The 12,324-nt window shown below is 38.2% G+C and carries 10 protein-coding genes; 3 read left to right on the plus strand and 7 right to left on the minus strand.

Going from position 1 to position 12,324, the window contains the following annotated elements; all coding sequences use genetic code 11:
- Positions 1-66: 66 nt before the first annotated feature.
- The 4 genes from QT16_RS19000 to QT16_RS19015 all read right to left on the minus strand — a co-directional run bounded on the left by QT16_RS19000 (position 67) and on the right by QT16_RS19015 (position 5,933).
- Entirely contained in the window at positions 67-1,128 is a 1,062-nt protein-coding gene (locus tag QT16_RS19000; protein ID WP_039490114.1) for an alkaline phosphatase D family protein, read from the minus strand.
- Complete coding sequence (locus QT16_RS19005) at positions 1,125-2,252, minus strand: alkaline phosphatase family protein (protein ID WP_039490115.1); 1,128 nt, start codon at positions 2,250-2,252, stop codon at positions 1,125-1,127. The genes QT16_RS19000 and QT16_RS19005 overlap by 4 nt, the downstream gene beginning before the upstream one ends.
- A gap of 73 nt (positions 2,253-2,325) precedes the next feature.
- Positions 2,326-4,695, minus strand: coding sequence for a TonB-dependent receptor domain-containing protein (locus QT16_RS19010; RefSeq protein ID WP_039490117.1), 2,370 nt, complete (start codon positions 4,693-4,695; stop codon positions 2,326-2,328).
- Positions 4,696-4,889: 194 nt separating this feature from the next.
- Positions 4,890-5,933 (minus strand): alkene reductase, encoded by a 1,044-nt coding sequence (locus tag QT16_RS19015; protein WP_039490119.1) that lies wholly within the window; start codon positions 5,931-5,933, stop codon positions 4,890-4,892.
- 224 nt (positions 5,934-6,157) lie between these two features.
- On the opposite strand from QT16_RS19015, the gene QT16_RS19020 reads away from it, so the two are divergent.
- Positions 6,158-6,547 (plus strand): DUF2750 domain-containing protein, encoded by a 390-nt coding sequence (locus QT16_RS19020; RefSeq protein WP_024595957.1) that lies wholly within the window; start codon positions 6,158-6,160, stop codon positions 6,545-6,547.
- 57 nt (positions 6,548-6,604) lie between these two features.
- On the opposite strand, the gene QT16_RS19025 is transcribed toward QT16_RS19020, so the two are convergent.
- Positions 6,605-7,267, minus strand: coding sequence for a TetR/AcrR family transcriptional regulator (locus tag QT16_RS19025; protein ID WP_033028321.1), 663 nt, complete (start codon positions 7,265-7,267; stop codon positions 6,605-6,607).
- Between the two features lie 95 nt (positions 7,268-7,362).
- Here QT16_RS19025 and QT16_RS19030 point away from each other — a divergent pair, with 95 nt between their 5' ends.
- The gene (locus QT16_RS19030) at positions 7,363-8,535 is read left to right on the plus strand and encodes a phytanoyl-CoA dioxygenase family protein (RefSeq protein ID WP_039490122.1); all 1,173 of its coding nucleotides are present in this window, start codon (positions 7,363-7,365) and stop codon (positions 8,533-8,535) included.
- Between the two features lie 52 nt (positions 8,536-8,587).
- Positions 8,588-9,541: a dihydrodipicolinate synthase family protein gene (locus QT16_RS19035; protein WP_039490123.1), complete on the plus strand. Its 954-nt coding sequence runs from the start codon at positions 8,588-8,590 to the stop codon at positions 9,539-9,541.
- Between the two features lie 13 nt (positions 9,542-9,554).
- On the opposite strand, the gene QT16_RS19040 is transcribed toward QT16_RS19035, so the two are convergent.
- Complete coding sequence (locus QT16_RS19040) at positions 9,555-10,418, minus strand: alpha/beta fold hydrolase (protein ID WP_039490125.1); 864 nt, start codon at positions 10,416-10,418, stop codon at positions 9,555-9,557.
- A 106-nt stretch (positions 10,419-10,524) separates the two neighbouring features.
- On the minus strand, positions 10,525-11,850 hold the full coding sequence (locus tag QT16_RS19045) for an OprD family outer membrane porin (RefSeq protein WP_039490128.1): 1,326 nt from the start codon (positions 11,848-11,850) through the stop codon (positions 10,525-10,527).
- Between the last annotated feature and the right edge of the window lie 474 nt (positions 11,851-12,324).

A 12,324-nucleotide genomic window follows, 5' to 3' on the forward strand; every position in this document is an offset into this window, starting at 1 on the left:
TAAGAACTAATTTACAGATTTTTATACGCACAGCATCTATTTTATATACTGTGCGTAGTAGTGAGTTTATTTATAAGGGCTAATACTTGATAAACTAAAGTCACTTTGCATTATTACTTCGCCATCAACGCCTTTTAATTTAAGTGAAATAGTGGGATCAGTTTGCTGCCAATCAATGCTTAAATCACCATAATTTACGTTATGAGTAAAATTCCCTACTCGGTGTTTGTTAGGGCTTACATCTTTCCACTTTTCAGTTAAGCCAGAGCTGGTCATCTCAATTAATGGGTAATCAAGGTTTTGCTGATACTTTGATATTTCACCCCAGTGCGTATCGCCGCTGATGATCACGACCCCATTTACCTTATGCTTTTTAATCAATGCAAATAAACGGTTTCTATCTTCAGGAAAGTTTGCCCATGACTCCCAACCTGTAAAATCAGGTAAAAGCTGTAAGCTTGAGGCAATCAATTTTATTGCAGCAGGCTTTTTAAGCTCTTGTTCAAGCCATTGCCACTGGGCTTCACCTAACATGGATGCACCCTTCACTTCACTGGGACTATACGGGCCTTGGTTATTTAACTTACGTTTAGTGTAGTATTCAAGCTCGCTTACATGGTTTAGCGCATCACGATTCCAACGTAAATCAGGCATTATTACTTGTATGGTTTGCTCATTTTCACCATACATGTACGAGGTATAAATTCCATCAGGGCGAGTGCGACGCGCTGAGTTTACAGGTTCATCCCAAAAATTAAGCATAATTTGGCGTGATTGCTCTTTATGCGGATACTCTCTACCTGCATCGTTTTGGCCATAATCGTGGTCATCCCACATAGCAATGATAGGCGTTTGCGCTTTTAACGTTTTAAAACCAGGCTTTGCCCCTAAACGTTGGTACTTATCGGCAAGTACATCCATATCGTTGGTATCGCCGTAGATATTGTCACCCAAAAATATAAACAAATCCCCCTGCTCTTTGTTAATTGCATTAAATATGGGTATGTTTTTATCTTGATGCCCACACGAACCAAATAGGATTTTAGATGGCGCGGCAGTAACACTCGCGCTAATAACCAAACTCAACGCCAAGGCAGTTGGGGTTAATGGTTTTAATAGGTTCTTCATTTTAAAATCTCGCTAATTGCAGGCGCCATATTTGAATTTATTTCATTTGGATTCTGCCCAAGCGCCTTTAAAACGGTCGCCGCTATTTGCGCTTGTTTAAGCTCATTTTTGGTTTTAATTAAGCCACTACCTTTTATTGCGGGGCCAATGGCTGCAAGCCAAATATGTTCAGAGCCGATAATTCCTTCTGGGTAGGTATTTTCACCTAACTCTAGCTCAGCAAGTGCACGTTTAGAGCTGTGATGTTGCCAATCGTTGGCATTATTGCCACGGCCGTGATCAGTAGTAATAATTAGTGTGGTGTTATTTTTATAACCCGCTGTAGTTTGAATGGTTGCCCATAAGTCTTTTATAAACGCGTCACTTTGCCTTGCCGATTTAAGGTATTGATCGTAATGACCATCATGCGCAAAGTCATCGGTTTCGCCTAAGCTTATCACTAACAACTTAGGCTTTTTAGCCAACATATACGCTTTAGCAAAGCGGTATGTAAAACTGTCTAGTCGTACATTATACCAAGGACTGGGGATTTCGTTTTGTAGCGCATTTAACAGTGGCGCATCTGTGAATAAATTCTCTTCAATTGACATAAAACCTGCATTTACATACACGTTACTGCGCTTAGTATTTACAATGTATGGGAACACATCCCAACTACCAAATAAGGCTGTGCTATCTTTAAACTCAGGTAACTTATCTAAACGCTCTAAAATAGTTTTATTTGGGTTGAGCACTTTGTTATTACTATTTATATTTTCGTCAACTTCACCGGTGAGTATTTCGTTATAACCAGGGTATGAAAAATACCACGGGTTACTTACCGACATAGTAGAGCCGTTAGCTCTATCGCCAATTATAATCCCTTTTTTAGCCACTACTTGCGTTAAAAAAGGCATTAGTAATTGCTGGCGCTCATTTGCTGTTTTTGCCCAAAACTGGGTCTTTAATTGCTCTGGCTTTTTAACAAAATCAGTATTATTAATTAAGCTATTATCAGCCCCATAAAATACTTCTTGCCAGCGTACTCCATCAAGCGTTACCAGCACTACATTTTGCGCTGCTGTTGCAAAGTTACTCGCTAATACACTTAAGCTAAATAGTGTTACTTTTATAATTGTTTTCATCGCGTTTGCGCCCTTTCATATAATAAAGCCCATCAATGATGGGCTTTATTTTAATTCAATTACTAAAACTTAATTAAAAGTCAGCGGTAAATGTAACTGCTGCAGTGCGAGGCGCACCAATGTAATAAGTAGCGCCGTTACCAGTACCACCTGCTAAGTAGCTTTTGTCAGTAACGTTATAAACAACAAACGATACGTCAATGGCTTTAAACGGACCTGCATCTACGTCAGTTGAATAACCTGCATTAAAATCAAGTACGGTGTAGCCGTCTACTTTATTACGCGTGCGAGTGTCTTCGTCTTGCCATGCACCTAAGCGCTCACCGGTGTATTTAGCCGATAAACCAACACGAAAGCCATCGCTAAAGTAATCGGTAGATACCACAAATAAATCTTCTGATGAATCGATTATGCTGTCGCCTTTTCTAAAGCTCGGTGCTACCTCATTACCACTTTCATCTCTTAATATTACACCCTGTGAATCGTATGCATTTGGATCATCCGACGAATACTCAGAACTGCTATTAGTATACGACGAGTACACGCTCCAGCTTGGTGTTAACATATAGCTTGCTGCAAGCTCAAGCCCATTTGAGTCAATACCCCCTACATTTACGTACGAGCCATTTGTACCAATGGTGTAATCAATCCCATCTGTGCCACTACCAGGGGCAATAAAGGTAATGCGGTTATCAAACTTAACACTGTAAGCCGTTGCTGTAAGGGTTAATCTGTCGGCTTGGTAACGTACACCAAAGTCGATGTTGTCGGCAGTTTCTGGCTCTATGTTTGTAAGTGTTGAGCTATCTCGCTCAAGTACACCGTCTTTTATTGCTGAAAAATTCTCGCTGTAACTAGCAAATAATTCTGTGCTGTTATTTAGCTGATACAATACACCACCACTAAATAACACGTCTGAGTCGCTATCTACTTTATCTGATCTTTCGTTAGCAAAGTGGTCATACTTTTGTAATTCAACTAAATACTGTTTTGCACCAATATTTAATGTTAAGTCACCAAAATTAATCGAGTCTTGTAAGTACCATTTGAATGTATCGGTATCAAAAGTGTTTTTGTATTGTGTCCAGTAAGGCGTGCTATCAAAGTGATGATAAATACGCGCGTCAATTACTTTGTGCCAATCACGCGATTCATCACGCTCACTTTGCTCATACCAAAAGCCCGCTTCTATATCGTGATCACCAAATGTAGCTTGGTAATTTGCCGTTACACCTAAACGATCTTTGTTGTAATGCGTATGGCGGTAAGACATAACCGGCGTTGCTGTTGCATCGTAACACGCAGGATTTAAACCAGGACCCGACTCCCATGGCCAGCTCAAACTTTGCGTACAATCGGCATTGGGTGCAAGCGGGTTGCCTTCACTATCAGCAAAACCATAAGAGCCTGCATTAGTGCCACCCTCGGTTGTTGGGTCGCCATTTTCATCAACAGGCGTTGTTAAATAAGGTGGGATCCAATCGCCGCGACCTGAATTTTTATGATAATAAGGGCTAACAGTTAATAATGAAGTTGCTGAAATCGCGTATTCAAATTTTAAATAGCCTAAGGTATTTTCACGAAGCGTTCCCCAACCTTCTGCAAACATTTGGTCAAAATGCGGAACTCCCGTCCAATTCCATGTTAGCTGATCCCAATCGGGTGTTTGTTCAAACTGCTCAAGGCTTACGCTGTTATAGTTTGTCTCGCTTACATCATCGTAAGATAAACGACCAGTGAGCGTTAAATCGTCAAAATTAGATACAAACTTAAGCTCAGCGTGTTGGTTGTCTTTGCCCCCATTACTGCCTGAACCAATCCAGCGGCTTGTATCTGTTTGCGAGTAACTTACGTACGCTTGTGTGTTATTAAAAACAGTGCCTGTTTCGTGTTTAATATAATAACGCGTGGCATCGTGACTGCCTGATGTATAAGCAAAGGTAGTGCCTTTTTCAAGGCTTGGGTCTTTACTTACAAAGTTAAATGTCCCGCCTAGTGCTTCAAGTGAAGCCGACTTAATATCAGACGTACCTTGACCTACTTCTACTGTTGCTAAATTTTCACTCTCCAAGTAACGGTTAGCTTTAGCACCACCGCCGTAATTAGAGCCACCATTGGGAATGCCATCAACGGTCATACCTAATTGTTGTTGGTTTCCATCAATACTAAAACCACGCATAGTGATTGTAGTAGACCAATCGTCGCCACCAAATGCATCACCTTCGTTTATGCTAATACCTGGTAAGTTATCAATAACCGATAATATACTCGATACCGAACTTTGCTGCTCAAGCATTGCAGGCTCAATAACATTGTTAGCGTAGCTCGTTGGTTTAGCTACAACGGTTACTTCTTCTATGGTGCTGTCGTTAGCATAAGTAGATGTTGATACAGCCATGGCAACTGCCATGCTCAATAGCGATTTGTTTTTTAAAGCGTACATTGTTGTCCCGTTTAGTTTTAATTATGAAATATGAAAACGAGCACAGTATGAATTTTAAATATGACAACGAGGATGAACTTTATTTACATAAAGGTTAAACAAATATGGAAGATTTATGGCGGGAATATGTACAAAAAAAGACACCCAAAGGTTTAGCTTAAGGTGCCTTAATAACTAAATATAATATTTAGCTGTTACTTTAATTCAGCTAGCATTTCATCGCTGTAAGGTACTAGTTCTTCACCGTTTGCAATTTTGCTAATGTAATCTGGGTTTGCGATAAGTGGGCGACCAATAGCGATTAAATCAAACTTAGCATCGTTAATTGCCTCTTTTGCTGACTCAAAACTATAGCTGCCTACGCCTACTAATGTACCTTTGTAGCCTGCACGTAAAAATTCAGACGTCGTTTTACCTTCAAGCGATTCAAACGTTGTACTGTCGTCAAAAATACCGCCGTGTAAGTATGCTAAATCTCTCTTCTCAAGCTCTGGTAATAAGTAATCGAATACCGCTTTATCACGGCTATCTTCGCTCATATTAAAATAAGCACCCGGTGTAACACGTAAAGCAGTACGCTCATTACCTACAGCGGCGATAACTGCATCGGTTACTTCTAGTGCAAAACGCGACATATTTTCAGGCGTTTGACCGTATTCGTCGCTGCGTGTATTTGCAGCGTAATGTAAAAACTGGTCAATCAAATACCCGTTAGCACCGTGAATTTCTACCCCGTCAAAACCCGCTTCAATCGCATTTTCTGCCGCTTTTGCGTAATCAGCTACTAGGCCCTTAATGTCATCTATAGTCGCTGCTTTTGGTGTGATGTATGTAAGCTCACGCATACGAGGCACAGAGCCTTCAACGCCAATTGCCGATGGTGCCAGTACATCGCCATCAAAAAAGTGAGGATGTGCAACACGGCCAACATGCCAAAGCTGTGCAAACATTTTGCCGCCATTAGCGTGCACTGCGTCTGTTACTTTTTTCCAACCTTGAATTTGCTCACTGGTAAATAAACCCGGTGTATTTGGGTAACCTTGCGCATCTGGACGAATAATAGTTGCTTCGCTAATAATTAAACCGGTTTCGGCACGGCGAGCATAATATTCAACCATATCTTGTGTTGGCACTAAGTTATCGTCAGCCATACAACGCGTTAATGGTGCCATAAGTACGCGATTTTTAAGCTCAATCGTATTATTTAGTTTAAACGGAGCAAGTAGATCAGTAGTCATTTTTCAATCCTTCATTAAGTATATGCTTACTACAATGTGGCCTTTTTACAAACATTCAAGCTTATTTTGAATGATCGCTCAAATTAGTTGTGACTTATACTGTTCAATATACAAATTAGATCTGCATTGCTGAAATTAAATAGCAACTTTTCAACACTCTGTCATATAACTCGATATACTTGTGTGCATATAATTGAGATATAGTAATTAAGAGTGAGCTAATTATGACAACGCCAAATTTAAGCGAAGAACAAGCAGTAATTTTAGGGCTTGGGGCAAAAAAACGCCTAGCCTATATGTTCGAAACCGTACAACAATTTAAACAAGTATGGATTTTAAACGACGATGATGGCTGCGTTATGCTTGCCAACGAAGATGACGACTGCGTACCAGTTTGGCCAACTCGTGAATTTGCAGAAGCATGGGCAACCGGCGAATGGGCTGGCTGCAGCGCTAAAGCAATCCCGCTTGCTGACTGGTTTAGTCGCTGGACACCAGGCCTTGAAGAGGATGATTTACTTATTGCTGCCTTTCCTACTGAGGAAGACGACGGCACGATATTGTTTTCAGATGAGTTTGAAAAACAATTAAGAGCACCGAAGAAAAAATATTAAACCTAATTACTAAATTTAAAACGCGGCCACTGTAAAGTAGGCCGCATTTTTATACGTTTATGTCAGTGAATCAATTTTATTTAACAATTCAACTTTATACTCATCTGTTGCATCAGCACTAAAAGTAATAAACATACCTATCAGCACTTGGTTTTTGTACTGCTGTAAATCAATATACCCGTTAACCCAATCTTGGCGAGCTAGTCGCTGACAACCAAACAGCTGCTTTGCTAACCATTTACTATCAACAAGACCATTCAAAAAGCCTTTTTCTTTAGCTGAAATACATAGCTGCTCTGCTATTTTTAGCGATTGACTAAAAATGCCTGTCGGTTGTTTATGTTCAAATAAATTACTACGCTCACCAGCAACAAACGCAGCTCGGTAAAACGCTTCATCTTTTTTAAATAATTCGAGTAAGTTATCTATAAACGCAATAGCGGCTTCTATTGGGTTTGTCATGTCGGGCTGTAGTATAACTTTTTCAATGCGAATGACCATTTCTTCGACCAGCACTTTGAAGATATCATGCTTTTTACCAAATAAATTATGAATAGTTGGTATTGAAACACCTGCAACAGTGGCTAATTCGCTTAATGTAAACGCATCAAAGCCTTTAGAGGCAATAAGATTTCGGGCATGCTTTAGTATATCAACCTTTCTCAACTCTTTGTTTTCTTGTCTTTTCTTATTACCCCGAGCGATATTTAGTTGCTCCATTTATTTTCTCCATAGAAAAACAGCTTGACCACAGTTTTTATTATAGGTTAAGTTTTACTTGCAATAAAAACTGTGGAATACGTTAAGGACACATTATGACTAAAAGTATAACAAGATCGATTGATGCATGCGCCTCACATTACGGTGAAAATGCCAATGAAATGCGAGAATATTTACTTAATGGCGAAAAAAATGCTTTAGCTATGAATAATAGAGGCCCTATTGAGTTTGATGAATATGGTGATTTAGCACAAAACATTAAAAGCCAATACCAAGAATACGGCTTTTATATATTCGAAAACGTAATTGATAAAAAAGAGCTCGCCGAGATAGAAATAGAACTAGCCCAATTAAAAAAAACCTTCCCTTTAGAACCGTATGGAAAAACAACCGCAGATGGAAAACCAGCGTTAGGTGCTGATAATCAAGCACCTAATTTAATTTGGTCAAAATCACTTGGAGATCCACTTGGCGGAACCGCAATCGCTAATGGCCGACACCAAGTAAAATTATTTGAACCTGAAGCTGCTGACGATCTGCCTGCGTTTTCGCCTTTTGTATTGCTTGGCTCACTGCAGTTTTCTGAGTCATGCTTAAGAACGTACGCGCACCCTCAATTATTAAAAGTGGCCGAGGCAATAAATGGTAAGGATTTTGCCCCATTTCATGAATGTCTTTTTATTAAAGATCCTGGCGTAGGCGCTGCCGTTTCATGGCACCAAGATGGTGATACTCATTGGGAAAATGAAAATTTTGATCAAGACATACACGGCTTTAACTTTATGGCGCAAGTTTTTGGCAGTACTGCTGTAAATGGTGTGTGGGTTTTACCTAAAAGTCATAAGGTTGGTAGGGTTGATATTAAAAAAATGGTTGCCGAAGCAGGCAGTGAGCGCTTAATTGGAATGGTGCCTTTAATTTGTAATCCCGGTGATGTTGTTATTTGTAATAGACAGCTTTTGCATGGTTCATTCGCTAACTCTGGATTTGAGCCTCGCGTTACTATTAACTTTGGGTTCCATAAACGTTCATCTGTATTAGGTGTCATGGGCTCTGGAATGCACTGTGAAGCTAAAGTTTACGATGAGTCACTTATTGAGCAGAGATCAAAAGTACTTGGCTATGCAATAGATGCTAGAAAACAGCACTTCCCTGACGAAACACCTTATCAATATCAACCTTTTGTTGAAGCCAATAAAACCTTTGATTGGGATGATCAGGCAAAACAAGAGATTAAAGATTATAACTTACTTGATTTAAGTATATAAAATCACTTAGCTCCTAATAATTTTAGGAGCTAATATTTAGTTGGATATCAATATGACTATAAAAAATGGAATATACCCAGTGATCCACACTCCCCTTTTAGAAGATGAGAGTATCGATTTTAAAGGGTTTGATAAATGTTTAGGTTATTACCTAGATACAGATATACACGGCTTAACAATTTTAGGTAGTGGTGGTGAACTCCCTTATTTTTCTGATCAAGAACAACTTAAAATTGTTCAGTACACTTACAATAAAGTGCAAAATAAAAAGCCACTTATCATAGGCGTAAACGCATACAGTAGCGCGCAAGCAATTGAAAAAATTACTGCTTATAAAGGTTACTCGAGTTATATATTACTGTTATTAACTCCTTACTATAAATCAAGCTTTGAAAACTACTTAAAAGCGATTAAGAACATAGCGCAGCATTCAACTTCACCTATCCTTTTTTATTATTTCCCTCAGATTACAGGGCATTATTTTTCAAACCAACAATTAATAAAACTGCTATGTATTAAAAATATTATAGGTATTAAAGATAGCTCATTACATCTAGCAACAGCGCGCACCGTTTTAAATAAATTGCCTGATACTCGTTACTTTAGCGGATTAACTTTGGTGTACGAACATATAGCTGCCCATGGTGCTGCGGGTGCAATTTGTCCTATAGCAACTATTTTACCCATGCAGGCTGCTGCATTTTTTGAAGATTTAAATCTAAATAACACTAAAGAGATAAATAAACGTCGTACAGTATTAAAATCTGTATTGCCGATTGCTAATAATTTAAATATTTCAGTAAGTGTGCAAAACTCACTGCTTAATATTTTAATTCGTAGTCCTAAACCACTAATAAAGTCAGTAACCAGCCCTCATGCAAATATTAAAGAAGCACTCAGCCTTTTGGGATTACCAATACACGCAACGGTAAGAAGCCCTTTAGCGCCTATCAATTATGAATCAAAAGAAAAAATAGCTAAAATTTTAGCTTCTATAAAAATCTAAATTGTACTAATAGTTAATTTCTAAATGCCAAGTAAGCCTGCGTAATTGCATCTGGATTTTCTACTTGCGGATAATGCCCAAGCTCTACAAACTCTTGTACGCGCGCATTGGGAGTAAGCTTTTTATAATGCTCAATCATGTGCTTACCAGAGATGGGATCTTCTGCGCCTGCTATAAACGTAAGTGGTATATTACTATTTATGATGGCACCAACCCAGCGTTCTCTGTTTTGCTGCCTCTGCTTTATATAACTAATGAGTTTAGGCATAACCGCTAAACCATCTTTATAAATTAGCAACTCCCAAAGTGTGTCTACCACTTGTTTTGAAGGTGGTGTACTTTTACTAAAAATAGTAACTAAATTATTGGCAAATTTTTGTTTATTCATTAATTTTGGCACTATCCAACCTAGCTTTGAAAGTAAAAGCTTTTGTATAAATAATGGTTTATGCACCTCAGGAAATAACCCACCATTTAAAAAACACACGCTGTTTATTTTAAAGTCACTTTGACTAACCACTTGCCTTGCTAATAACTCTTGAGCCACAGTATCGCCATAGTCATGAGCTAAAATATGTACATCATTAATATTTAACGTTTTTAAAAATTGGGTATATAAGTCGGCTTGTTCGGTAATTTTATAAGTAGCGTTTATTGGTTTATCTGACAAACCAAAACCTAGCATATCGAGCGTAATTACAAAATAATGTTCACTAAGGGTTTGCCACATACCCTCCCAATCCCAGCTAGCACTTGGAAAGCCATGTATTAAAAGCAGCGCAGGCTTAGTTATATCACCAGCTATTTTTGTAAATATTTGATGGCCAGAAATATGAGTGAATTGGCCCTGCGATTGCCACTGTTGAAGAGAAAACATATATTAGCTTTATTTTTATTATCTATTTGTTAGTTTTATCATAGTGGTAATTAATAAAGGAAATAAAACCAATGTATAAATTTGCATTGGCTTATTAAAAGTCATTTTAAAATTTAATAGTGTAATCTACATAAACTCGGTGGTCGGCTCTGTCGCCTTTAACACCATCAACGCTGCCTGATTTTTCGGTTGTATAATCTACAAATAACCAGCGCAAACTTAAGCCTTTTATTTTCTCAACTTTATAGCGCGTATCTACAGCCCAATATTTTTCATCAGCTGTGCCAGCTAACTTACCCAGCGCAGAGTTTTCAGCATCGCTACCGCTTGTGTAGTAAAACTTTGTTGTTAAACCTGGCGATACTGCTTTTAAATCAATGCCAAAACGTGCCTGCCACGTTGCCTCGTTTTGATTTGTTAAATCGGCACCAATCAATGAGCGAGTTGGAAATGGGTTTGTACCATGATCGCCACTAAAGTTATCTTCAATCCAAGCATCACTTACCTTAGTAAATGCCGCACCTACACTCCAAATATCTTTTTTCCAATCAGCATCTAAGTAATAGGCAAATCCATCGTTTTCACTTCTAGTTAAACCTGTTAAAGCACCAGGTGCATCTTCATCATCTAAATCGCCGCCCTCTGCGCCTGTTACAAATAAATCACCATCATCTTGTGAGGTAAATATGCCAGTTGAAAGGGTTAACTTACTTTGCTCAAGTTTAATGTCGTAACTGATTTTTAATCCCATTTTACTTAGATAATTGTGGGAATTTAAATATTCAGCCTCTAATGTTATGTCGTCTTTTTTATGCGTAGCACCTACGCCCCAAATTACGCTAATGGCGCCAGGTGCCGATTGATCGGTAGAAAAGTCTTCCCATCTATCATCATGCCGACGGCTCCATTTGTCGTATACGTAACCATATAATTTAGTGTTGCCGATTTTATAGTCGCCAAAAACACCTCGAAACGTATTAGGAATAGCACGGCTGCCTGAGCTTTTTAAAAGCATGCTTTTGGTTTTTTGCCCACCTACTTTAACGTGACCGTTTTTGCCCAATTTAAAATCTAAAAAATATTGACCAAATTTAGAAAAGCTATCGTCTACTCCACCACTCTCATTACCTGCTGGTAAAATATTACCTGCGGCAGAACCTGTAGAGTTAATATTCATTACTGTGTAAGTCGATACACCCACACTCAATAAATCGTTTATATAACCCGATGTGTAATTGAGCTCTGTACCTTGAGCAAAGGTTGAATCGTCACTTGCGTCGTTATCGTAGTCACGGTCAAAATAAATTGATCTAAGTTTTATATTAAATTCATCTTGTTCTGTCAGCCCATTAACAGCAGCATACGAAGGAATAGAAATACATGTTAATACAGCGCCTGTTGCCGCAAGTAATTTAGATACTCGGTGAGCCATAGTTATCTCCGTTATCTTGTTTTTTAAGTTTGTTACTGTGCAGCACATAGGGATGTGTATGCTTTTTGACCTACACGGCAAACATGTCATAGGGTAATTACATTTCAAGTAATTACCTTTCTTTCATGCTAGTAAATATAGAACAATATAAATTTATAATGTTTTAATTTTTATATTATAAAATAGTAATAGTTTGTTTTATTTCGGATGAATTGTAAAAATTGGTAAAGATTACCTCTTGCTCACTCGTATCTAAGTCGCTAATTTTATTTAAAAAAGCATCATGATATTAATTGAATTTTACTTGATTTAAACTTACCTAAGTAAAGTTATGAGCAGCTAATTTCTTCTAAAAATCAATAAGCACAAAAACCAGCGCCTTTTGCTACTACTTTAGTTGGTATCTATAAAGTGATGCAGAATTTATAAATTATTATATTTATATGCACTTTAATTTTATCTTGAGGCTTAAAA

Source organism: Pseudoalteromonas distincta, assembly GCF_000814675.1.
Lineage (GTDB): Bacteria > Pseudomonadota > Gammaproteobacteria > Enterobacterales > Alteromonadaceae > Pseudoalteromonas > Pseudoalteromonas distincta.